Origin of the sequence: uncultured Pseudomonas sp., from assembly GCF_913777995.1 — a bacterium.
Classification (GTDB): Bacteria; Pseudomonadota; Gammaproteobacteria; order Pseudomonadales; family Pseudomonadaceae; genus Aquipseudomonas.
On sequence record NZ_CAJYVE010000014.1, the window covers coordinates 1 to 23,584 of the forward strand.

Consider the following 23,584-nt stretch of genomic DNA (forward strand, 5'->3'; position numbering starts at 1 on the left):
GCCTGATACCTGCTTGGCATCGATGGCCACGACGATGCACTGGGAACCGAAGCGGTCTGCGGCCTCGCCCACGAAGTCCGGGTTGAACACGGCGGCAGTGTTGATCGATACCTTGTCGGCACCGGCATTGAGCAGGTTGCGGATGTCCTGCACGGTGCGCACCCCACCCCCCACGGTCAGCGGGATGAACACCTGGCTGGCCATGCGCTCGACGGTGTGCAGCGTGGTGTCACGGCCATCGACACTGGCGGTGATGTCCAGGAAGGTGATCTCGTCCGCGCCCTGTTCGTTGTAGCGCCGGGCGATCTCCACCGGGTCACCGGCGTCGCGGATGTTCTCGAACTTGACGCCCTTGACCACGCGACCGTTGTCGACGTCCAGGCAAGGGATGATGCGTTTGGCCAGGGCCATGGAGGGCTCCTTCGAAGCGCTACAAGCTTGAAGCTACAAGCGGCAAGCTGAAGCAAATCACGTTGTAGGGGATATCGCCTGCGGCAAGCAGAATGGATTGCTCTGCCTGCCGTTTGCAGCTCGCGGCTATCAGTTGGCGTAGTTGTCGCAGAAAGCCTGGGCTTCGGCGACGTCGAGGGTGCCTTCGTAGATCGCCCGGCCAGTGATGGCGCCGATGATACCGGGAGTCCTGGCGTCCAGCAGGGCTTGGATGTCGCCCAGGTTGTGAATGCCGCCCGAAGCGATCACTGGAATACGCGTGGCCTGGGCCAGGGCGGCGGTGAAGGGCACGTTGCAGCCCTGCATCATGCCGTCCTTGGCGATGTCGGTGTAGACGATCGCCGAGACGCCATCGGCCTCGAAACGCTTGGCCAGATCGATGACCTGCACACTGCTGACCTCGGCCCAGCCGTCGGTGGCGACGAAACCGTCCTTGGCATCCAGGCCGACGATGACCTTGCCCGGGAAGGCGCGGCAGGCTTCGGCGACGAATTCCGGCTGCTTGACCGCCTTGGTGCCGATGATCACGTAGCTGACGCCAGCCTTGACGTAATGCTCGATGGTTTCCAGCGAACGGATGCCCCCACCGATCTGGATCGGCAGCTGCGGGTAGCGCCTGGCGATGGCGGTGACCACTTCACCGTTGACCGGCTGGCCTTCGAAGGCGCCATTGAGGTCGACCAGGTGCAGACGGCGGCAGCCACCGTCGACCCACTTGGCGGCCATGCTCACCGGGTCATCGGAAAACACCGTGGAATCTTCCATGCGGCCCTGGCGCAGGCGCACACAGGCGCCGTCTTTGAGGTCGATTGCAGGAATAATGAGCATTCTTTTTCCTTGGTAAAAAGGGCTGCAAGCTTCAAGCGGCTAGCTGCAAGCATGCGCAGGTGTCTGTTCTTGCAGCCTGAAGCCTGGAGCTTGCAGCTGCTCTTTCAATCTTTCTCCAGTGCCCACAGGTCGCTTTCGAGGCTCTCGACGCGCTCCCTGAGCAACTGCTGGGCATCGAAGATCGCCCGGTTGTAGTAGTGCGGCGCGATTTCGCGGGCAAACAGTTCCAGGACCTCGGCCACCTCGAACGACCCCAACTGCAGCTCGAAGCGCTCGGCGAACAGGCGCTGCAGCTTGCGGGTCGCGTCCTGCTCCTGCTCGGCGGTCAGGGTCAGGATCGGCGCACGGGCCTTGCTACGGCTCATCGCTTACCAGCGGCCGTCCCACGCCACGAAGTTCTGCAGCAACTGCAGGCCGTGGGTATGGCTTTTCTCGGGGTGGAACTGCACGGCGAAGCGCGAGCCGTCGGCCAGGGCCGCTGCGAAGTCCACACCATAGTGGCCACGACCCACGACCTGGCCGGGCTTGCCCGCCTGGATGAAATAGCTGTGCACGAAATAGAAACGCGCCTGGTCGGGAATGTCGTGCCACAACGGGTGGTCAACGACCTGGCTGACCTGGTTCCAGCCCATGTGCGGCACCTTCAGGTGCTCGCCGTCCTCGACCAGGTCCTTGCCGAAGAACTTCACCTGGCCAGGAAACAGGCCGATGCAGTCGACGCCGTCGTTTTCCTCGCTGCGCTCCAGCAGTGCCTGCATGCCCACGCAGATGCCCAGGAACGGACGGTCCTTGCTGACCTCCCGTACCAGGCTGTCGAAGCCCAGGCGGCGGATCTCGGCCATGCAGTCGCGGATCGCCCCCACGCCGGGAAACACGATGCGGTCGGCCTCGCGGATCACCTGCGCGTCACTGCTGATCAGCACCTTGCCGGCACCGACATGCTCAAGGGCCTTGGCAACCGAGTGCAGGTTGCCCATGCCGTAATCGATGACTGCGACGGTCTGCATCAGAGCACACCCTTGGTCGACGGCATCTGCCCGGCCATACGCTCGTCCAGCTCGACGGCCATGCGCAGTGCGCGACCGAAGGCCTTGAACACGGTTTCGATCTGGTGGTGGGTGTTGACGCCACGCAGGTTGTCGATGTGCAGGGTCACCAGCGCGTGGTTGACGAAGCCCTGGAAGAACTCCTGGAACAGGTCCACATCGAAACGCCCCACCACCGCACGGGTGTAGGGGACGTGCATCTGCAGGCCAGGACGGCCCGAGAAGTCGATGACCACCCGCGACAGGGCTTCGTCCAGCGGCACATAGGAATGCCCGTAGCGACGAATGCCCTTCTTGTCACCCACGGCCTTGGCAAAGGCCTGGCCCAGGGTGATGCCGACGTCTTCCACGGTATGGTGGTCGTCGATCTCCAGGTCGCCCTTGCATTCGATATCCAGGTCGATCAGCCCGTGCCGGGCGATCTGGTCGAGCATGTGCTCAAGGAAGGGAACCCCGATATCGAATCGGGCCTTTCCGGTGCCATCCAGGTTGATCGAGACCTTGATCTGGGTTTCCAGCGTGTTGCGCTCGACGGATGCCTTACGTTCGGCCATCACCAGCTCCGCAAAAATCAGTGGCGAAAAAGGCAGACAGTATAGGCGCAGATGCGCCCGGCATGAAGCCGAGAGACGACGAGAAGGCAAGATGGTAGCCGGGCAAGGGCCCGAAAGCGGTCATCCGATGGGTGAACAGAGCTCTACCAGGGTGCCATCCGGGCAACGCACGTAGGACACGGTCTGCCCCCAGGGCTTGGTCAGCGGCGCCGCCAGTTCGGTAGCGCCAGCCTGCAACGCACGGGCATGGGCGGCCGGAACGTCGTCGGTGACCAGGCCGATCTCCACGCCCAGCGGCTTCTCGGAGGCATGCGCGGCGACATGGCCGGTGTCGAAGTTAAGTGCCGCCAGCTCGTTGGCTGCGAACGCCAGTGCGGTCGCGCCGGTTTCCAGCTCACCGTAGGTACCGGACTCGTGCAGAAAGCGGGTGGACAGGCCGAAGGCCTGGGAGAAGAACGCCAGCGAGGCGCTGACGTCCGGGACGTAGATGATGGTGTAGCCGAATTTCATGCGTGCACTTCCTTGTCTGGGTAATCCCTGGGTTTCCGGCTGAAGCCTGTCCTGTCTGGCGGGAGGCTTCAGCCGCGATACAGCCAACCGCGGCTGAGACCAAGGGGAGGTTAAGGGTCAGGCGAACAGGCTGGCGATGGCGTCGGCGACCTTGTCGACGTTGCTCTCGTTCAGGCCCGCCAGGCACATGCGCCCGCTGCGCACCAGGTAAACGCCGTACTTGTCGCGCAGCTCATCGACCTGTTCGCCGGTCAGGCCGGTGTAGCTGAACATGCCGTTCTGTTCGAGGATGAAGCTGAAGTCACGCTGCGGCACCTTGTTGGCCAGCACGCTCACCAGACGCTGGCGCATCTCGATGATGCGCAGGCGCATGGCCTCTACCTCGGCCAGCCAGTCCTGGCGCAGCGCCGGGCTATTGAGCACCCGCGCGACGATCTGCGCGCCGTGTACGGGCGGGCTGGAGTAGTTGCGACGCACGGTGGCCTTCAGTTGCCCCAGCACGCGATCGGCCAGTTCGGCGTTCTCGCAGACGATGGACAGGCCACCCACGCGCTCGCCGTACAGCGAGAAGATCTTCGAGAAGGAGTTGCTGACCACCGTGGCGGCGCCGGACTGCGCCATGGCACGGATCGCGTAGGCGTCCTGTTCCATGCCCTTGCCGAAGCCCTGGTAGGCGATGTCGAGGAACGCGATCAGTTCATTGCCCTTGACCACCTCGACCACCTGATCCCACTGCGCGGGCGTCAGGTCGGCACCGGTGGGGTTGTGGCAGCACGGGTGCAGCAGCACGATGCTCTGCGTCGGCAGGCCGCGCAGGGTGGCGAGCATGGCGTCGAAGTCGACGCCGCCGGTGCGTTTGTCGAAATACGGGTAGCTGTTGACCTTGAAACCGGCACCGGCGAACAGCGCGATGTGGTTTTCCCAGGTCGGGTCGCTGACCCACACCTGGGAGTTCGGGTAGGCGTACTTGAGGAAGTCCGCGCCGACCTTCAAGGCGCCGGAGCCGCCGACGGTCTGGATGGTCGCCACGCGGCCGGCGGCGAGCAGTGCGTGACCTTCGCCAAACAGCAGGTTCTGCACGGCCTTGCGATACGGCGCCAGGCCCTCCATGGGCAGGTACACGCAGGCACTCTGCTCGCCCGCATCGATCTCGTGCTGGGCACGCACGGCGGTGTCCAGACGCGGAATATGCCCCACGGCGTCGTAATACAGGCCGATGCTGAGGTTGACCTTGTCGGTGCGAGGGTCCTTGCCGAAGGTCTCCATCAGCGAAAGGATCGGGTCACCGGCGTACGACTCCACGTGGGCAAACATGCGGACAAACTCCTGAAGATGAGTGGATCAGGCCGAGTAACGGTCGGCTCTGTGGTTCTGCGCAATGATGAAGTTCAGCAATACGGCGCCAAGCACCGAAACGCCCAGTACAGGCAGGCTGATGAAGGTCAGCGAAGCCAGCAGCACGCTGATGTCGACGCCCATCTGCAGCCAGCCGGCCTTGATGCCGTACCTGTCCTGAATGTACAGGGCCAGGATGTTAACACCACCCAGGCTGGCCTTGTGGCGGAACAGCATGAGGAATCCGACGCCCAGCAGGGCATTGCCCACCAGCGCGGCGTACAGCGGTTGCAACTGGTCGATATGGATGAACAGCGCATGGCGGTCGGAGAAAAACGCCACCAGGCCGACCGCACAGAAGGTCTTGAAGGTGAACACCCGGCCCATGCGCCGCAGCGCCAGGTAATAGAACGGCAGGTTGAGCATGAAGAACGCCGCACCGAACGGCACGGCGAAGGTGTAGTGCAGGTACAGCGCGATACCGGCGGTGCCGCCGGTCATCACCCCGGCCTGGCGCAGCAGCATGACCGCGAAGGAAATCATCGCCGTGGCGATGACCACGGCGAATACATCCTCTTGCACGGAATGACGGGTATCGGAGGGCTTGGAAGCGCTAAGGGTCGCGGTCATGGGGTGCAGCTCGGAAGGGATCTGGGGTCAGGAGATGCCGCGCGGCAGGTTGCCCGCTCACACATTGAGCGCAGATATTACTCAATATAAAAACATTGCGCGACAGAATCATATAAAACGCACAAAACAAACGTAATTGATGATTTTTTTCGCACCACTTACGCACCTCAGCCTCGCCCCATGCTTCAAAACAGTGCAGCCCCCCCCCCCATCAGCCACGGCCTAACGGTTCAAGCGGACGGTATTGGCGCTAGGGGCAATACAGGTCAGTTAGACCGTGGGAGCGAGCTTGCTCGCGAAGTTGGCTTCACGCTCACAGCAAAATCAGAGACTTTGCCAGCTTTTCGCGAGCAAGCTCGCTCCCACAGAGCCGCAAAGCGCTTAATCGAACAGTATTGGCGCTAGGGGTAATACTGGTCAGTTAGACCGTGGGAGCGAGCTTGCTCGCGAAGGCGGCGTCAACTTCACAGCTGATTCGGCGACTTTGCCAGTTTTTCGCGAGCAAGCTCGCTCCCACAAAGCCGCACAGCGCTTAATCGAACAGTATTGACGCTAGGGGCGCTTGGTGACTTCGCTGTTTTCCTTCAGGCGTTCGAGCACCACGGCGGTCTTGATGTGCGCCACGCAGTCGTCGGCGGTGATCAGTTCCATCAGCTGGTTGAGACTGTCGAGGTTATCCACTGCGACTTTCAGGGTGTAATCGGCATCCCCGGTGGTCTTGTAGGCATCGATGATCGCCTCTAGGCCCGTCACCAGTGCATGGAACTGTTCACGGTGGCCGGTGCGATGGCTGGTCAGGCGCACCTCGATCATCGCCAGAACCTCGCGCCCCATGGCCTGCGGGGCGATACGTGCGTGGTAGCCGAGAATCAGGCCGCTTTGCTCCAGACTGATGCGGCGACGCGAGCACTGCGAGGCGGACAACCCGACCAGATCGCTCAACTCCTGATTGGTCAATCGGCCATTGGCTTGCAGGAGCCTGAGAATCTTCAGATCAAAGTCGTCGATTTCATTCATTTTCATTGTGGTAATCGCTCGCGCTCGAAAATCTGTCCAGGCTGCGCAGCCTATCAGCTTAAATGGCCTATCCGCGAACCGGCTCAGCGTGCAGAATCACGCCCCTGCAAAATGGCACCTGCCTTGCACCCGCAGCACTACAAGAGGTCGGCCATGCGTTCGAGTCGGCCCGTCATTCACACTCATGGGGATTCCAATGACCCAAGCAAGCTCGCCTGAGCCGCTGCACCGCGGCCTGAAGAACAGGCACATCCAGCTGATCGCCCTCGGCGGCGCCATCGGTACCGGGCTGTTTCTGGGCGTCGCCCACACCGTCGGCATGGCCGGTCCCTCGGTCATCCTGGGCTACGCCATCGCCGGCCTGATCGCCTTCTTCATCATGCGCCAGCTGGGTGAGATGGCTGTCGAAGAACCGGTGGCCGGCACCTTCAGCCACTTCGCCAACCGCTACTGGGGCCCGCTGGCCGGTTTCATGTCCGGCTGGAACTACTGGGTGCTGTATGTGCTGGTGGGCATGGCCGAACTGACTGCCGTCGGTGTATACGTGCAGTATTGGTGGCCCGAGGTGCCGACCTGGGTGTCGGCGGCGGTGTTCTTCGTGATCATCAACCTGCTCAACCTCAGCAATGTGAAGATCTACGGCGAAACCGAATTCTGGTTCTCGCTCATCAAGGTCGTGGCGATCCTCAGCATGATCGTGTTCGGCGCGGTGCTGCTGGTCAGCGGCAACGGCGGCCCGCAGGCCACGGTAGCCAACCTGTGGCAGAACGGCGGTTTCTTCCCCAAAGGCGTCAGCGGACTGATGATGGCCATGGCGTTCATCATGTTCTCCTTCGGCGGCCTGGAACTGATCGGCATCACCGCCGCCGAGGCGCAGGACCCCAAGCGCAGCATCCCCAAGGCCACCAACCAGGTGATCTACCGCATCCTGATCTTCTACGTGGGCGCCCTGGCCGTGCTGCTGAGCCTCTACCCGTGGGACAAGGTGGTGACCAGCGGCAGCCCCTTCGTGCTGATCTTCCATGACCTGGACAGCGACCTGGTCGCCACCCTGCTCAACATCGTGGTCCTCACGGCGGCGCTGTCGGTGTACAACAGCTGCGTATACAGCAACAGCCGGATGATGTTCGGCCTGGCGGCCCAGGGCAATGCGCCCAAGGCCATGCTCAAGGTCAACGCGCGTGGCGTGCCGGTGCTGTCGCTGCTGGTCTCGGCCATCGCCACCGGCCTGTGCGTGGTAGTCAACTACGTGATGCCCGCCGAAGCCCTGACGCTGCTGATGGCCCTGGTGGTCGCCTCGCTGGTGATCAACTGGGTGCTGATCACCATCACCCACCTGCAATTCCGTCGCGCCAAGCGCCTGGCCGGACAGGTGACGAGCTTCCAGAGCTGGGGCTACCCACTGACCAACTACCTGTGCCTGGCCTTCCTGCTCGGTATCCTGGTGGTGATGTACCGCACGCCGGGCATCAGCCTGTCGGTGATCATGATCCCGTTCTGGCTGGGCCTGCTGGCCCTGGCCTACCGGGTCAAACGGCGCAAGGCCGCCATGGCGCAAAAGACCCTTTGAACGACAGCGGCAGGCCTGCCTGCCGCCACCTCTGCAGCCGAGTGACGGCACGGACGCCCGTCACCGTGCTGGCCCTGATCTGAATCAAAAGGTTTCAATTCCGTACCCTGCGAACGCCGCACAAGGCGACGCATGGTCTTCAGCTCATGAGGCACACGCCGATAGCCAAGTCATCAGCCTTTACCTGACGACAGGACAATCATGGTGACTCTGAGACGGCTCAACATTGCCCCAAGGGCAGCACTCATCTTTTCATTCATCATCGTGATCGTGGCGCTCATGGGCGCCGTCGCGGTCATGCAGATGAGCAAGCTCCGAGAGTCGGAGCAGGATGTCGAGAACAACTGGATGGCCAGCGTGCGCCAGACCGGCATGATTACCAACGGCGCCTTGCGTCTGCGCCTGGAATCCCTGCGCGGCACCACCGCGACAGACCCGCAACTGCGCCAGCAGACCGTGGACTCATTCGCCGGCTACCGCCAGGTGTTCAATAAATCCGTCAAGGATTACGAGCCGTTGATCGCCAGCGACGAAGAGCGCCGCCTGTACCAGGAAGTGGCGGCCAGCGCCCAGGCCTACGATCGCCTGCTCGAGCAGTTCGAACCCCTGCTGCGCAGTGGCGATAACACGGCGGCGCAAAACCTCATCAACACCAGCATCCGCCCGGTCACCAACAAACTGCAAGACCAGGTCAACAAGCTGCAGAGCTTCAACGACCAGGGCGCCAAGGCTGCCGGCGAGCACGCCGGACAGCTCTACCACAGCGGCCTGACCATGGTCATCACGCTGATCGCCGTCGCCTTGGTCGGTACGGTGGTTCTGGCCTGGCTGCTGGTCGGCAGCATCACGGCACCGATGAGCGACGCATTGCAGATCGCCCAGCGCATTGCCGGGCGCGACCTGTCGGAGAAGATTGAGGTACAAGGCCAGGACGAAGCCGCGCGCATGCTGGCTGCCTTGGTGCAGATGCAGGGCAACCTGCGGGAAACCCTGGGGCACATCGCCGACAGCTCCACCCAGCTGGCTTCGGCCTCCGAAGAAATGACCGCGGTGACCGACGAATCCAGCCGCACCCTGGTGCGCCAGAACGATGAGGTCAATCAGGCGGCCACCGCCGTGACGGAAATGAGTGCCGCGGTGGACGAGGTGGCACGCAATGCCTCCGAAGCCGCCGACGCCTCGCGCCGCACCCAAGGCCTGGCCGGCACCGGCATGCAGAACGTGACCCGCACCCTGTCGGCGATCCGTGACCTGACCGGCAATGTGCAGTCCACCACCGAACAAGTGCAGAACCTGTCGGCCCGCGCCCAGGACATCAGCAAGGTGGTCGAGGTCATCCGCTCGATTGCCGAGCAGACCAACCTGCTGGCCCTCAACGCCGCCATCGAAGCCGCTCGCGCCGGTGAGCAGGGTCGCGGCTTTGCCGTGGTCGCCGACGAAGTTCGTGCCCTGGCGCATCGCACCCAGCAGTCGACCCAGGAAATCGAGCAGATGATCGGCGGTATCCAGACCGATTCGGTGCAGGCGGTGCAGGCCATGGAGAACAGCCAGCGCATGGCCAGCAGCTCTACCGAGGTCGCCCAGCAGGCCAACGAATCCCTGGAGCAGATCGCCGAAGCGATTGCGGTGATCAACGAGCGCAACGTGCTGATCGCCACCGCCGCCGAAGAACAAGCCCAGGTGGCGCGGGAAATCGACCAGAACATCATCAGCATCCGCGATCTCTCGACCCAGACGGCGGCAGGCGCCAACCAGACCGCCACGGCCTGCTCCGAAGTGTCCCGGATGGCAGTTGGCCTGAATCAGGTGGTGAGTCGTTTCGTGCTCTAACTCGTCCCGAGCAAAAGCGCCCCGCGCAATCGCATTGCGCGGGGCGCTTTTGCTCGCATTCGACCCATCAGGCTATCTGCGCCGGTGGCGGCTGATAGCCGAAATCGAGTCGGTCATGCTGCTAACGCTATAAGCGACCTTCCCGACGGAACGGCAAGACAGTGTTCGGCGCAAAAAATTCAAAAAATATTCTTCTCGTTTATTGATCCAGATCAAAGATTCAAAAGAAAAAGCGCTATTAACGGCAAAATAGTGGCCACCAGACTCAAGCCTTGCTGACTCATTTCCGATAACGAGTCTCATCTTCCCCCACGATGTGAGCCGCTTATGGAGACGTTGCGCAAGCTGAATATTGCCCCCCCGGGCAGCACTCATTTTTTCTTTCATCGTTCTGATCCTTTTGCTGCTGGGCGCGGTTGCCGTGATTCAGATGGGCAAGCTGCGCGATACAGAACAGGATGTCGAAACCAACTGGATGGTGAGCGCTCGCCAGACCTCGTTGATGAACAGCTCGGCTCTGCGGCTGCGACTCGAATCGCTCAGAGGCTCACTGAGCACCGACCCACAAATACGCCAGCAGACCCTGGCTGCATTTGGCGGGCACCGCAAGACCTTCATAGATAGCGTGACGGGTTATGAACAGCTGATAGCGAATGACGAAGATCGCAAGCTGTATCGTGAGGTACTGACCAGCAGCGAGGCCTACGGCAAACTCCTGGACCGGCTCGAACAGCTGCTGCGAGACGGCGATGCCACCACAGCCGCCAAGATGATCTCCACGGAAGTCAGGCCCGTCTCAGACCACATGCAGGAACGGATCATCAAACTAAGGGAATTCAACGAGCAAGGCGCACGCACGGCAGGGATCTATGCAAAAGAGGTTTATCAAAACGGGCTGACGCTGGTTTTCAGCCTTATCGCCATTGCGCTGGCTGCCACCGTTTTCCTGGCATTTATTCTGGTACGCAGCATCACTACCCCGATGAGCGAAGCACTGCAGATTGCTCAACGCATCGCCCAGCGCGACCTGTCGAAGAAGATTCAGGTACAAGGCAAGGACGAGGCCGCACGCATGCTCGACGCCCTGGTGCAGATGCAGGACAACCTGCGTGAAACCCTGGGGCACATCACCGACAGCTCCACCCAGCTGGCCTCGGCCTCCGAGGAAATGACTGCGGTCACCGACGAATCCAGCCGCACCCTGGTACGCCAGAACGACGAGGTCAATCAGGCGGCCACCGCCGTGACGGAAATGAGTGCCGCGGTGGACGAGGTGGCACGCAACGCTTCAGAAGCCGCCGACGCCTCGCGGCGCACCCAGGGCCTGGCCGGCGCCGGCATGCAGAACGTGACCCGTACCCTGTCGGCGATCCGCGACCTGACTGGCAATGTGCAGTCCACCACCGAACAGGTGCAGAACCTCTCGGCCCGCGCCCAGGACATCAGCAAGGTGGTCGAGGTGATTCGCGCGATTGCCGAACAGACCAACCTGCTGGCCCTCAACGCCGCCATCGAGGCCGCTCGCGCTGGCGAGCAGGGTCGCGGCTTTGCCGTGGTCGCCGACGAGGTTCGTGCGCTGGCGCATCGTACCCAACAGTCGACCCAGGAAATCGAACAGATGATCGGCGGCATTCAGACCGATTCGGTGCAAGCGGTGCAGGCCATGGAGAACAGCCAGCGCATGGCTGGCGAATCCACTGACGTCGCGCAGCAGGCCAATGAGTCTCTGGAACAGATCGCCGAAGCGATTGCGGTGATCAACGAACGCAACGTGCTGATCGCCACTGCAGCCGAAGAGCAGGCCCAGGTAGCGCGAGAGATCGACCAGAACCTGACCAGCATCCGCGACCTGTCGACCCAGACAGCGACAGGTGCCAACCAGACAGCGGCGGCCTGTTCCGAAGTGTCTCGCATGGCGGTCGGCCTGAACCAGGTGGTGGGCCGTTTCGTGCTCTGAAGTGCCGCCGCAACTCAATAGCCGCAATGAAAAAAGGCCCCTCGCAAGCTGGTTGCGAGGGGCCTTTTTACAGGCTCAGCAGCGGATTACTGGAACAGCACCGCAGTTTTCTGCAGGGTGATCCACACACCCCAGGCCAGCGGGATACCCACGGCCAGCCAGGCGGCAATCACCAACGGTGTGGTGCCAGCGGCAGCCTTCCACTCCAGCACGGCCGTGCCTTCGGCGCTCTTGTCGTGGCCGATGGCGCGCTCGGCAGCCAGTTCCGCGTCGGTCATGAAGTACTTGTCGGCCACCGGGCGGATCATCATGTTGCAGATGAAGCCCAGCACCAGCAGACCGGCAAGGATGTACAGGGTGATGTCGTAGGCATCGGCACGCGCCACGCCGTGGCTGAGCTGATACTCACGCAGGTAGTTCACCAGTACCGGACCGAGCACACCGGCGGCGGCCCAGGCGGTCAGCAGGCGACCGTGGATGGCACCGACCATCTGGGTACCGAACAGGTCGGCCAGGTAGGCTGGCACAGTGGCGAAACCACCGCCATACATCGACAGCACCACACAGAAGGCCGCTACGAACAGCGCGACACTGCCCAGGTGGCCCAGGGTCGGAACCGAGGCGTAGAGCACGAAGCCCAAGGCGAAGAAGATGAAGTAGGTCGCCTTGCGGCCCAGGTAGTCCGAGCACGAGGCCCAGAAGAAGCGACCACCGATGTTGAACAGGCTGAGCAGACCGGTGAAGCCTGCCGCAATGGCGGCGATAGCCTTGAGCTGGTCAGGGTTCAGTTCACTGAAGGTCAGCCCGTTGCCCAGCAGCTTGCCGGCGAAGACTTCCTGCAGCAGCGGCGAGGCCATGCCGAGGATACCGATACCGGCGGAGACGTTCAGGCACAGCACCAGCCAGACCAGACGGAACTGCGGCGTCTTCCAGGCCACACTGACGTGCACGTGGCGGTCGGTGATCATCGAGTTGCTGGCCTTCTTGGCCGGCGCGGTCCAGCCTTCAGGCTTCCAGCCGGTCGGCGGAACGCGGTAACCCAGCGCACCACCCATCATGAAGACGAAGTAGATGACGGCCATGGCCGCGAAGCTCTGCCAGACACCGACGCTGTCTGGGGTCGCGAAATGGTTCATCAGTGCGGTGGCCAGTGGCGCACCCACCATGGCACCACCACCGAAGCCCATGATCGCCATGCCGGTAGCCATGCCGCGCTTGTCCGGGAACCACTTGATCAGGGTCGAGACCGGAGAGATGTAGCCCAGGCCCAGGCCGATACCACCGATGACCCCCGAACCCAGCCACATCAGCCAGATCTGGTGGGTATAGATACCCAGCGCGGAAATCAGCAGGCCGCCGCACCAGCACAGTGCCGAAACCACACCCGCCTTGCGAGGACCGGCGTGTTCCAGCCAGCCACCCCAGATGGCCGCCGAGCAGCCGAGAAAGATGAAGAACAGGGTGTAGATCCAGCCCAGCATGGAAATCTGCCAGTCACAGGTCGAAGCGAAGACCTGGGCGAAGAAACCCATGTCTGGCGAACAGGCGACAGGCGCGGAAATACCGATGGCTTTGGACAATGGCAACCAGAACACCGAGAAGCCGTAGGCCATGCCGATGCAAAGATGGATGGCCAGGGCCGCCGGTGGAACCAGCCAACGGTTGAAACCGGGCTTGGCGATAATGCGTTCTTTGGACAAGAACGCAGGCTGAGCAGAACTACCACCCAACGCTGTGCTTGTACTCATTAGTATCAACCCCAATGTATGTAAGGCTCGCAGGACTTGACGCCGATCCGGCTTGAGGTTCGCGCAACAGCGCGCCCGCCGCGTTTATAGTCGGAGGATTACGAAGATGCGGCAAAAAGCCACATCCGATCAGCGATGCGCAAGATTAGCACTTACAAGAGGCAGGTAAGCATTTTGTTACAGGTATTTCGGCAAAAAAATCAATCAGATTTTTCTATGGCTCCATAGATATAACCGATGACTGAAATATCTTGTAATGCCTGGGGAAACTTCGAGCTTAGTTGCCCCTCCAAGTTTCTGCATGAATTCAGGCAAATTAATTGTCTGCCTGCCGGATAGACGGTCGCCCGCCCAGCCAACCGACGGAGCGAAGCCGGCTGGGTAACCGGGCCCGCCCAGGGACCTGGAGACATCGGTATACTCACGGGCTAATTTCGACTGATCGACCACAAGGAACCGCCCATGAAAGCGTTCGGCAAACTCCTGGGACTGCTTGTTCTCGGGTTGCTGCTGATCATCGTGGCTCTCGGCTTCGCCTTGACCCATCTGTTTGATCCCAACGACTACAAAGACGAAATCCGCCAACTGGCCCGGGACAAGGCCAACATCGAACTGACCCTCGATGGCGATATCGGCTGGAGCCTGTTCCCCTGGCTGGGCCTTGAGCTGCACGATGCCCGGGTCGCCACCCTGGCCGCCCCCGACCAGCCGTTCGCCGACCTGCAGATGCTTGGCCTTTCCGTACGAGTCCTGCCACTGCTGCGCCGTGAAGTGCAGATGAGCGACATCCGTGTCGAAGGCCTGAACCTGATCCTCAACCGTGACAAGAACGGCCACGGCAACTGGGAAGACATCGGTAAACCGGCCAGCGCCAGCACCCCGCCAGCCAACGCCCCTACCGAGGGAGCCCCCGCCACGCCGCCGCCCGCAGAAAAGCCCTCGCGCCCCGTTAAGCTGGACATCGACAGCCTGACCGTGAACAACGCCCGCGTGCAGTACACCGACGAAGCCAAGAACCAGAGTTTCAGCGCCGAAAGCATCCAGCTGAGCACCGGTCCGGTCCGCGAAGGCTCGGATATCAGCGTGAAACTGACCGCCTTCCTCAGCGCCAGCCAGCCGGCCCTGAAGGCCCGCACCGAACTGGCCGGCAACCTGCGTCTGGACCGCGCGCTGCAGCGCTATCAGTTCGAAGACATGCGCCTTTCCGGCGAAGTGGCGGGCGAGCCCCTGCAAGGCAAGACCGTGACCTTCGTCGCCCAGGGCCAGCTGCTGGCCGACCTGGCCGCCAACATCGCCGAATGGAACAGCCTGAAGGTCACCGCCAACCAGCTGCGCGCATTGGGCGAACTGCGCGTTCGCGACCTGGACAAGACACCGCGCCTGAGCGGTGGCCTGTCGGTGGCGCCATTCGATCTGCGCGCCTTCATGGACGGCATCGGCCAGCCGCTGCCGCCGATGGCCAACGGCAGCCTGAGCAAGGTCGAACTGCTCACCCGCCTCAACGGCACCCCGACCAGCCTGGCGCTGGACGAACTCAACCTGAAGGTCGACGACAGCAACTTCAGCGGACGCATCGCCGTAGATGACTTCCAGCGCCAGGCGCTGCGCGTACAATTGAAAGCCGACAGCTTCGACGCCGACCGCTACCTGCCGGCCGAGAGCGAGGCCGACAAAGGCGCCAAGGCCGCGCGCAAATCCGAAGTGCAGAACAGCGAGGCCAGTTCGGTGGCCGGCGCTGGCACCACGCCACTGCCTGAGCAACCCACCAAGGTGGCCTGGAGCACCGAGAAGCTGCTGCCCCTGGAGCGCCTGCGCAAGCTGGATGTCGAGGCCGAGCTGGGTTTCGGCAAGCTGATCGTCGACAAGCTGCCGATCGACAATGCCGTGCTCAAGACCCAGGCCGCCGGTGGCGTGATCCGCGTCGACAGCCTGCGCGGCAACCTCTACAACGGCAACTTCGAGGTCAAGGGCAACCTCGACGCCCGGCCTGACATCCCCACCGCCAGTGTGCAGACCCGAGTGGCCAAGGTGCCGGTCGAGCGCGTGCTGGAAAGCCAGGGCCAGACACCGCCGGTGCGCGGCCTGCTGACCCTGAACAGTGACCTGGCCGGCAAGGGCAATAGCGAGAAAGCCCTGATCGATAGCCTCGGCGGGACTGCCAGTTTCACCCTCGACGACGGCGTGCTGGTCAACGCCAACCTGGAACAACAGCTGTGCCAGGGCATCGCCTTTCTCAATCGCAAGGCTCTGAGCGGCGAGCCGCGCGGCAAGGACACGCCGTTCCGGCAACTGAGCGGCAGCCTCAACGTGCGCAATGGCGTGGCCAGCAACCCCGACCTCAAGGCGCGGATTCCCGGCCTGACCCTCAACGGCCATGGCGACGTGGACCTGCGGGTGCTGGGCATGGACTACCGCGTGGGAATCATCATCGAAGGCGACAAGAGCGAGATGCCCGACCCGGCCTGTCAGGTCAACGAACGCTATGTCGGTGTCGAGTGGCCCGTGCATTGCCGTGGCCCGCTGGAGCTGGGTGCCAAGGCCTGCCGTGTCGACAAGGAAGGCCTCGGCCAGGTGGCCGCGCAGGTGGCGGGCAACGAGGTGCGCAACAAGCTCGATGACAAGATCGAGGAAAAACTGGGCGACAAGGTCAGCCCCGAACTCAAAGACGCTCTGAAGGGGCTGTTCAAACGATGAATGCTGTACACGCCCTGCCGCCCGAGCAGTTCTCCCAGGCGGTGCTGGACTGGTTCGACGTCCATGGCCGCCACGACCTGCCCTGGCAGCAGGACATCAACCCGTACCGGGTCTGGGTGTCGGAAATCATGCTGCAGCAAACGCAAGTGAGCACGGTGCTCAATTACTTCGACCGTTTCATGAGTGCCCTGCCCACGGTCAAGGACCTTGCCGAAGCCCCGGAAGACGAAGTGCTGCACCTGTGGACCGGGCTGGGCTATTACACCCGCGCCCGCAACCTGCAGAAAACCGCGAAGATCGTCATGGCCGAGCACGCGGGCGAATTCCCCCGCGACGTGGAGAAGCTCACCGAACTGCCGGGCATTGGCCGCTCCACCGCAGGCGCCATCGCCAGTATCAGCATGGGCATCCGCGCACCGATCCTCGACGGCAACGTCAAGCGCGTGCTGGCCCGCTACGTGGCGCAGGAGGGCTACCCCGGCGAGCCGGCGGTGGCGCGCCAGCTGTGGGCGGTGGCCGAGCGCTACACGCCGCACGCCCGCGCCAATCACTACACCCAGGCAATGATGGACCTCGGCGCGACCCTGTGCACGCGCAGCAAGCCCAGTTGCCTGCTGTGCCCGCTGGAGCGCAGCTGCGAGGCGCACCTGCTGGGCCTTGAAACCCGCTACCCGGTGCCCAAGCCGCGCAAGGCGATCCCACAGAAACGCACCCTGATGCCGCTGCTGGCCAACGATCGCGGCGAGATCCTGCTCTATCGCCGCCCCTCCACCGGGCTGTGGGGCGGCCTGTGGAGCCTGCCGGAACTCGACGGCCTGGATGATCTGCCGCACCTGGCCAGCCAGCACGCGCTGCAAATGGGCCGCTCGCAGGCATTGCCGGGCGTGCTGCACACCTTCAGCCACTTTCAGCTGAGCATCGAGCCCTGGCTGGTCCGCGTACAGGACGCCGGCCCCTGCGTGGCCGAGGCCGACTGGCTCTGGTATAACCTCGCCACCCCGCCACGCCTGGGCCTTGCCGCCCCGGTGAAGAAGCTGCTCAAGCACGCAGCCGACGTATTGAATGCAGGAGAGTCGTCATGACCCGCACCGTAATGTGCCGCAAGTACAAAGAAGAGCTGCCTGGCCTGGAGCGCCCACCCTACCCTGGCGCCAAAGGCGAGGACATCTACAACCACGTCTCGCAGAAGGCCTGGGCCGACTGGCAGAAGCACCAGACGCTGCTGATCAACGAGCGTCGCCTGAACATGATGAACGCCGAGGACCGCAAATTCCTCCAGGCCGAGATGGACAAGTATTTTTCCGGCGAGGAATACGCCAAAGCCGAAGGCTACGTTCCGCCGGAAAAATAGATCATTTTTTGCACAGGAAGCGTAAGCACCGAAAAATATTCAGATTTTTTTCAATTCCTGCTTGACGCTTTCCTGAAAAACCCTTTTAATGCGCCCCGTTGCCCAGATAGCTCAGTCGGTAGAGCAGGGGATTGAAAATCCCCGTGTCGGCGGTTCGATTCCGTCTCTGGGCACCACATTGAGATCAGGCAGTGCACGCACTGCCTGATAGATAAAAAAGCCCGCCTTGTGCGGGTTTTTTTATTACCCGAGAAAACACCCCGCACTGCCAGCGCCCTCATCGCCCCAGGAATACAAATCCGTTATCAATGCACCTTCGCACCACTCGGCAGGGCTCGCTAACTTATGGCGGGGATTGATTATGTCCAATTATTCAAACTGAACACCCTGAAGAGTTGGATCCATAACTTCCAGAGCTTTTCTGCTTTTATATTCTTCCTGCTCTCGACAGCACTGAAAGACCGCGCCAGCCAATGCCGCCGGGTTCGTCCGTCAAATACCCGACAGACGAGACGCCACTTTTCACACATACAGCGCAAACACCGAAAAGTTCAGTCTGGCTATATTCCGAAGCGATGAATGGTGGTGTACCATCGCGCTAATATTATTTTGATATGGTCTGTCGTCATGCGTGCCCTGCGCGTCAAACTTCAGGGCTTTACGCTCATCGAACTGCTCATCGCCATCGCGGTGGTCGGTATCCTCGCTGCCATTGCCATTCCTTCCTACGAAAGCTACATGACGCGCAGCAAGCTCAAGGGCGCGCAAGCAGACCTCGCCGCCCTGGGCCTGGTCATGGAAAACTTCTACCAGAAGCAACTGCGCTACCCGACCACCACCACCAGCAACACCGCCGATACCCGCTGCGTGGCCGCCAGTGGCAGCACGACCTGCACCGCGTCGGGCTGGCAACCCAGCCAGGACGGCTTCACCTACAAGATCGTCACCGCGACCACCAGCACCTACAAGCTGGAAGCCCTGGGCACCAGCGGCAAGGTCAACGGCTGCAGTATCACCCTGACCCAGGACAACGTGCGCGCCATCGCCAGTTGCAGCAGCTACAACGGTAGCTGGCAGTGATCGCTCGGCAGCAGGGCTTCACCCTGATCGAGCTGATGATTGCCATCGCCATCTTCGGTCTGCTGGTGACCTTCGGTGCTCAGCTGACCAAATCATGGACCGACAGCGCACAGCAGAACGAGGCGGCCAACCTGCTCAAGCAAGGCATCAGCCGCGCCAAGGCCACCGCCCTGCGCAACCCTGGCGGCGCCCTAAGCACCTCGCCAGCGGCAGTACTGTGCCGCTCGGGGCAGAGCCTCAAGCTGTTCAGCCTCGCCGACCAGGCCAGCCTAGATTGCACCTCGAACACCAGCGTGCTCTGGCAGGCCAGCCTGCCCGCCTCGGCGAACCTGCAGGTCGGCGGCACAAACCTCACCTGTATCGCCTTCAACAGCCGCGGCCTGCCGGTCAACGGCAGCAGCACCTGTGCGACCAGCACCATCAACGTGACCGCAGGCAGCGAAAGTGCGATTCCCGTCGAGATCATCTAAGACCGGGGCGCGGCGTCAGCGCGGCGATATCCTGCTCGAGTCGTTGATCGGCATCGTGCTGATGTCGATCATCGGCCTGGGCATGACCTACGCGGCCTCCCGCGCTGCCGTCAGCCAGCGCGACATGAAGGTGCAGAACATCGCGGTCAGCCAGATGCGTGCGCTGATCGTCCGCTACGGCAAGGGCCTGTGCTCCACCGACGCGGCCCAGGCCAGGGTCGTCCTGCCGATCCAGGCCGAAGCGATACCGCTGAATGCCACCTGCACCGACACCGCTGGGGTAAGTATCGGCGGCGTCAGCATTGCCACTCCGACCAGTACGCTCGGCACTGTGGTGCTGACCACGCGCAGCACTGACAGCGGCCTGTTCGGCGGCATCATCCGGGTCGGTGACGAAACGTGAGACGCCCTGCGGGCGGCTTCAGCCTGATCAGCCTGATGGTGGGCATGACGCTGTCGCTGCTCAGCGTGCTGGCCATGCTCTCGCTGTACCGGAACATGGTCGGCATCTCGGTGCGCTCCATTCAGGACTCCCGGCAGGACGGGCAGATCGCCGCAGCGCTGCTCACCGCACAACAGGAGATGAGCAACGCCGGTTTCTGGATCAGCGGTACGCCCGATGCCAGCTTCAAGCTCCTGGCCAATGCCGCCCTGAGCAATGGCAGCCTGTCCGGCAGCGCACGAACGCTGTCAGGCACCGCCAGCACCGGTAATGCGCTGGTATGGAGCTACAAGACCGCCAACACCGCAACGGCCAGCTGTGCGGGCCTGCTGGTGCAGGACGGCAAGCTCAGCCGCCTGCAGGGGGCCAGCGGCTGCACTTCGACCTCACAATGGAACAGCACCACCTGGAGCGCCAGCCCGCTGATCGAAGCCAACCAGCCGGCCGATTTCTTCACCGTGGTACAGGCTGCCTGTTGGCCCTTCAACAAGGCGACGAGCCCAATCAGCACCCTGCGCATCAAGGTCACCCTGAATGCCGTGACCAGCTCGGTGGACGCCAGCAACAGCGCATCCACGACGACTTACGTGAAGAGCACCAGCGATGTCTGCCTGCCCAACCTCGTGCCAGGCACCTAGCCGGAACATGCCCATGCTTTCTTCCCGACGCGCCCAGCCGCGCACCCCCGGCCGCCAGCGCGGCATGGCGACCCTGATGGTCATGATCCTCACCGGCACGGCCCTGACCGTCACCACCCTGGGCATGATGTACAGCATCCGCAGCGCCCAGGAACAGCAGATGGCGAGCCATGCCACGGTGGCTGCGGAATCGAAGGCGTGGGAAGCGGTGGAGCTGGTGCGCAACTACCTGGATGCCGCCCAAAAGGATGACCTGAGCAGCCTGCCCAGGGGTCAGAGTCTCGCGACAAGCGTCAGCGGTTTGAGCATTAAGGTGTCTGACCCCTACGACGCCACCACCGGCTACATGGGCTTCACCGTGACAGCCAATGTCGCGGGCAACTCGCCTGCCGCCGCCAGCTCCACGATCAACGCTATCTATGCGGTGGGCAGTGCCGGCGGCGGGACGACTACACCTGGCGCCACTATCCAGTTCGCGAAGACGCTCAACCTGACTGGCTCGATCAACTTCACGGGCTTGCAAAACACCAAATTTTCAGTCGACGGCGACGCCAACCTTTCTGGCTCGGTGACTGGCCTGACCAATCTGGAGACATCGGGAAACATCTCGATTTCGGGCGGCATTCAGGTGACCGAAGTGTTTGCCAACGGCACACTGACGCTCTCGGGTTCTGCCAGCGTCAGCAAAGGCTCGGCGGTCAGAGATATCACCAACTCCAGCGGAGGAACCCAAGGCTCGCTGAAAACCAATGCGACGGTTAACGTCAGTAACGGCACGACAAACGAAATCAATGCCATCGGCAACGTTGTCATTGGCGGTTGGCCGACGACCAAGCTGGTAAACAGCGGCGCTACCGTGACCTGCCCCAGTCAGTGGTGGGGACAGTACAACGCGATCAACGCCAAGGGCTTGAGCGGATGCCCGAGCGCCAACGTATCAAATCAGGTGCCGGCCTCGACCCTCACAGCCCTGAACCCGATTTCCGTGGCACGCCAGAAGATCGACGCCAATGACTACAAGTCCTCGGCCAACTACATCTTCGAATACGTGAACAACAAAATTCGCGTGACCGTCAGCGGCATCAACGGGCTCGCTGACGGCGTGTACTATCTGGGCAAATATGCGTACCAGAACGACAGGGGCTATAACGATTTCCTGTGCACCGCCACCGACGCGAATGGCAACTGCACTGCGCCTGCGACGCCTCAGGGTGTCCGTACATTGTGCGAGGGCCAGTCGACCTCGAATGGCTGCATCACCTACAGCGGCGGCAAATGGACAGTTTCAGGAAAAAGTCTTGCGCCCGGCGTGCTGTGGTTCAGCGGAGCGCTGGAAATGTCCAACGGGCGTTACTACAACACGGTCATCGCAACTGGAAATATCAGCACCTCCGGCGATCACAAGCTCTGGTCGCTGAATTACGCGGGCTACAACATCGTCTGCAATAACGAGTATCCCAGCGGCTACAGAACGGCCGATTTTGCCAACCTTTACCCCACCGCGTTCTGTGACAAGACCAATGCACGACTGAAGTCCAACGCACTGGGCAACATCGCGTACCTATCGGGGCTCTATACAGGATCGACGTTCAGCGGCGGCGTTATTTCACTCGGGGCGTCCAGCGAAGTGTCCGGTTCAATCCTGGCCGGCGACACCTTTCTGACCAATGGCAGTAGCACCGTGCACGGTTACATTTCCGCTGCGGGGCAAGGAAACTCGAAGAACAACGCCTGGGAAGGCTCTACCACGATCGACCTGAGCAATATGCCAAGTACCTATACCCCCGCCATTCCCAACCCAGGGGCGAGCGGCTCGGGGGGCACACAGGTCAAATGGGCCAGGCATCTTTGACCTCACACGGCCTCAGGCTCGCACAGGCAGCATTGGTAAGGCTTGGGTTTTGCCGCGCCTTGCGTTTCAATGGCCGCCCACGCCACACCGTATTCCAAGGACACCCCATGGCTTCGCCAGACAAACAGCAAAAGCGCGCCCAGCGCGCGAAACTCAAGGCCAAGCAGAACCGCTCCGGCCAGAAGCCGAAGAAGTCAGTGCATTCGCTGTTCGACTCACCGCTGGTCGATCAGCCGTTCGATGACGTGAAGATCGACCTGAGCACCTTCGACTTCCAGGACCTGGTCGAGAATGGCTTCGACCCGGCCGACTACGAGGACCTGTTCGAAGCCATGCATCAGGCCGAGGCCATCAGCCAGATCGCCCTGTGCGCGGTGTTCCTGCAGTACCCGGTGCTGGAACTGGTGCTGGCCGAAGAAGACGGCGAGCAGGCCACCGACTTCATGATGGGCCTGCTGATCACCTACCGCGCCCTGTTCCACAACGAGGACGAAGACACCGCCCTGGAGTGGATCGGCACCCCGGCCTTCCAGGCCGATTACCAGAAGGCCTCGGACCTGCTGGTGATGCGCAACGAGAGCCTGCGTCGCGGGCGTTGAGCCGCAAAGCCACCGCCCTGCCGCTGACGCCGCCTAGCCGCCACGCCCCAGCGGCAGGTGGGTGGTCGACTTGATTTCCGACAGTGCCACCACGGAGTTCACTTCCTGGATGCCCGGCACCAGCGACAGCTTCTCGAAGAAGAACTTCTCGTAGGCCTCGATATCCGAGGTCACGATGCGCAGCAGGAAGTCCACGGCGCCCATCAGCACGTAGCACTCCAACACCTCGGGAAACTCGCGGATCGCCTCGGTGAACTCGGCGAAGTTGGAGCGGCCATGGGCGTTGAGCTTCACCTGCGCGAAGATCTGCGTGTCCAGGCCGATCTTCTTGCGGTCCAGCAAGGTCACCTGGCGCCGGATCACTCCCTCGTCCTTGAGGCGCTGGATACGGCGCCAACAGGGCGACTGCGACAACCCCACCTGCTCGGCCACCTGGGCGCTGGACAGCGAAGCGTCGTCCTGCAGCAGTGTCAGGATCTTTCGATCATAGGCATCCAGCTCAACGGGCATTGATAATTCTCCAAACCAGCCAATCAAAGATTGATCTATCCAAAAACATCTAGAAAGGCAGGATCTTAGACCAGTTTTTCCCGGTTCCCCATGCAAGAATTTCTGCACTTGCTCAGGAGATCCGTGCATGAACCCATCAGACGCCCTGCCGCTGCACACCACCCGCCCGGACACCTGGGCAGCCGCCAACGCATCCTGCCAGGTGCAGTACCGCATCCGCGCCGAAGCCCGGCCCGCCCTGCTTTGCCAGGTGCTAAACCTGTTCGCCATGCAGTACCTGGTGCCTTGCCAGGTGCAGGTATTGCGCGATGCCGACGGGCTGGAGGCCGAGGTGCAGGTCGATGGCCTGAGCTGGCATCGCGCGCAGGTCATCGCTGAAAAAATGCGCAACCTGATCGATGTCGACGAGGTCCAGCTGAACCTTCTGCAACCTCTGCCAGTGCTCGCCCAAGCCTGTGGTTGAGGCCTCGGCC

General features: G+C 62.1%; 24 protein-coding genes and 1 tRNA gene. 14 read left to right on the plus strand and 11 right to left on the minus strand.

Going from position 1 to position 23,584, the window contains the following annotated elements:
- The 9 genes from QZ497_RS05840 to QZ497_RS05880 form a co-directional block, all read right to left on the minus strand.
- Positions 1-411 (minus strand): HisA/HisF-related TIM barrel protein (locus tag QZ497_RS05840; RefSeq protein ID WP_295472093.1); only part of this gene is annotated, 411 nt, incomplete at its 3' end.
- Between the two features lie 129 nt (positions 412-540).
- Entirely contained in the window at positions 541-1,278 is a 738-nt protein-coding gene (gene hisA / locus QZ497_RS05845) for a 1-(5-phosphoribosyl)-5-[(5-phosphoribosylamino)methylideneamino]imidazole-4-carboxamide isomerase (protein ID WP_295472094.1), read from the minus strand.
- A 104-nt stretch (positions 1,279-1,382) separates the two neighbouring features.
- Positions 1,383-1,643, minus strand: coding sequence for a DUF2164 domain-containing protein (locus QZ497_RS05850; protein WP_295472096.1), 261 nt, complete (start codon positions 1,641-1,643; stop codon positions 1,383-1,385).
- Between the two features lie 3 nt (positions 1,644-1,646).
- Complete coding sequence (gene hisH, locus QZ497_RS05855; protein WP_295472098.1) at positions 1,647-2,285, minus strand: imidazole glycerol phosphate synthase subunit HisH; 639 nt, start codon at positions 2,283-2,285, stop codon at positions 1,647-1,649.
- On the minus strand, positions 2,285-2,878 hold the full coding sequence (gene hisB / locus QZ497_RS05860; RefSeq protein ID WP_295472100.1) for an imidazoleglycerol-phosphate dehydratase HisB: 594 nt from the start codon (positions 2,876-2,878) through the stop codon (positions 2,285-2,287). The genes hisH and hisB overlap by 1 nt, the downstream gene beginning before the upstream one ends.
- A 120-nt stretch (positions 2,879-2,998) precedes the next feature.
- Positions 2,999-3,388, minus strand: coding sequence for a VOC family protein (locus tag QZ497_RS05865; RefSeq protein WP_295472101.1), 390 nt, complete (start codon positions 3,386-3,388; stop codon positions 2,999-3,001).
- Between the two features lie 117 nt (positions 3,389-3,505).
- Entirely contained in the window at positions 3,506-4,702 is a 1,197-nt protein-coding gene (locus tag QZ497_RS05870; protein ID WP_295472103.1) for an amino acid aminotransferase, read from the minus strand.
- A 27-nt stretch (positions 4,703-4,729) separates the two neighbouring features.
- Complete coding sequence (locus QZ497_RS05875; RefSeq protein ID WP_295472105.1) at positions 4,730-5,353, minus strand: YitT family protein; 624 nt, start codon at positions 5,351-5,353, stop codon at positions 4,730-4,732.
- Between the two features lie 552 nt (positions 5,354-5,905).
- Positions 5,906-6,376 carry an Lrp/AsnC family transcriptional regulator gene (locus tag QZ497_RS05880; protein WP_295472107.1) on the minus strand — a complete coding sequence of 157 codons (471 nt, stop codon included), beginning with the start codon at positions 6,374-6,376 and terminating at the stop codon, positions 5,906-5,908.
- Between the two features lie 190 nt (positions 6,377-6,566).
- Here QZ497_RS05880 and QZ497_RS05885 point away from each other — a divergent pair, with 190 nt between their 5' ends.
- The 3 genes from QZ497_RS05885 to QZ497_RS05895 all read left to right on the plus strand — a co-directional run bounded on the left by QZ497_RS05885 (position 6,567) and on the right by QZ497_RS05895 (position 11,727).
- On the plus strand, positions 6,567-7,940 hold the full coding sequence (locus QZ497_RS05885; protein WP_295472108.1) for an amino acid permease: 1,374 nt from the start codon (positions 6,567-6,569) through the stop codon (positions 7,938-7,940).
- A gap of 204 nt (positions 7,941-8,144) precedes the next feature.
- Entirely contained in the window at positions 8,145-9,770 is a 1,626-nt protein-coding gene (locus QZ497_RS05890) for a methyl-accepting chemotaxis protein (RefSeq protein WP_295472301.1), read from the plus strand.
- Between the two features lie 430 nt (positions 9,771-10,200).
- Positions 10,201-11,727: a methyl-accepting chemotaxis protein gene (locus QZ497_RS05895; RefSeq protein ID WP_295472110.1), complete on the plus strand. Its 1,527-nt coding sequence runs from the start codon at positions 10,201-10,203 to the stop codon at positions 11,725-11,727.
- Between the two features lie 86 nt (positions 11,728-11,813).
- Here the strand turns inward: QZ497_RS05895 and QZ497_RS05900 are convergent, their stop codons facing one another.
- The gene (locus QZ497_RS05900) at positions 11,814-13,475 is read right to left on the minus strand and encodes an OFA family MFS transporter (protein WP_295472112.1); all 1,662 of its coding nucleotides are present in this window, start codon (positions 13,473-13,475) and stop codon (positions 11,814-11,816) included.
- Between the two features lie 462 nt (positions 13,476-13,937).
- Here QZ497_RS05900 and QZ497_RS05905 point away from each other — a divergent pair, with 462 nt between their 5' ends.
- The 10 genes from QZ497_RS05905 (at position 13,938) to QZ497_RS05950 (ending at position 22,601) form a co-directional block, all read left to right on the plus strand.
- Positions 13,938-16,169, plus strand: a complete 2,232-nt coding sequence (locus QZ497_RS05905; RefSeq protein ID WP_295472114.1) for an AsmA family protein — start codon at positions 13,938-13,940, stop codon at positions 16,167-16,169.
- Between the two features lie 14 nt (positions 16,170-16,183).
- Positions 16,184-17,251 (plus strand): A/G-specific adenine glycosylase, encoded by a 1,068-nt coding sequence (gene mutY / locus QZ497_RS05910; RefSeq protein ID WP_295472303.1) that lies wholly within the window; start codon positions 16,184-16,186, stop codon positions 17,249-17,251.
- Positions 17,248-17,520: an oxidative damage protection protein gene (locus QZ497_RS05915; RefSeq protein WP_295472115.1), complete on the plus strand. Its 273-nt coding sequence runs from the start codon at positions 17,248-17,250 to the stop codon at positions 17,518-17,520. Before mutY ends, QZ497_RS05915 begins: the two co-directional genes overlap by 4 nt.
- Positions 17,521-17,620: 100 nt before the next feature.
- Positions 17,621-17,696, plus strand: a tRNA-Phe gene (locus QZ497_RS05920).
- A gap of 451 nt (positions 17,697-18,147) precedes the next feature.
- On the plus strand, positions 18,148-18,600 hold the full coding sequence (locus tag QZ497_RS05925; protein WP_295472117.1) for a type IV pilin protein: 453 nt from the start codon (positions 18,148-18,150) through the stop codon (positions 18,598-18,600).
- Entirely contained in the window at positions 18,597-19,070 is a 474-nt protein-coding gene (locus tag QZ497_RS05930; RefSeq protein WP_295472119.1) for a type II secretion system protein, read from the plus strand. Before QZ497_RS05925 ends, QZ497_RS05930 begins: the two co-directional genes overlap by 4 nt.
- Positions 19,045-19,473, plus strand: coding sequence for a hypothetical protein (locus QZ497_RS05935; protein WP_295472121.1), 429 nt, complete (start codon positions 19,045-19,047; stop codon positions 19,471-19,473). Before QZ497_RS05930 ends, QZ497_RS05935 begins: the two co-directional genes overlap by 26 nt.
- Complete coding sequence (locus QZ497_RS05940) at positions 19,470-20,150, plus strand: hypothetical protein (RefSeq protein ID WP_295472122.1); 681 nt, start codon at positions 19,470-19,472, stop codon at positions 20,148-20,150. The genes QZ497_RS05935 and QZ497_RS05940 overlap by 4 nt, the downstream gene beginning before the upstream one ends.
- Positions 20,151-20,163: 13 nt before the next feature.
- Positions 20,164-22,002, plus strand: coding sequence for a hypothetical protein (locus QZ497_RS05945; RefSeq protein ID WP_295472124.1), 1,839 nt, complete (start codon positions 20,164-20,166; stop codon positions 22,000-22,002).
- 107 nt (positions 22,003-22,109) lie between these two features.
- Complete coding sequence (locus tag QZ497_RS05950) at positions 22,110-22,601, plus strand: hypothetical protein (RefSeq protein ID WP_295472126.1); 492 nt, start codon at positions 22,110-22,112, stop codon at positions 22,599-22,601.
- Positions 22,602-22,634: 33 nt separating this feature from the next.
- Here the strand turns inward: QZ497_RS05950 and QZ497_RS05955 are convergent, their stop codons facing one another.
- Positions 22,635-23,111 (minus strand): Lrp/AsnC family transcriptional regulator, encoded by a 477-nt coding sequence (locus QZ497_RS05955; protein ID WP_295472128.1) that lies wholly within the window; start codon positions 23,109-23,111, stop codon positions 22,635-22,637.
- Positions 23,112-23,238: 127 nt separating this feature from the next.
- Here QZ497_RS05955 and QZ497_RS05960 point away from each other — a divergent pair, with 127 nt between their 5' ends.
- On the plus strand, positions 23,239-23,574 hold the full coding sequence (locus QZ497_RS05960) for a hypothetical protein (RefSeq protein ID WP_295472130.1): 336 nt from the start codon (positions 23,239-23,241) through the stop codon (positions 23,572-23,574).
- Positions 23,575-23,584: the final 10 nt, after the last annotated feature.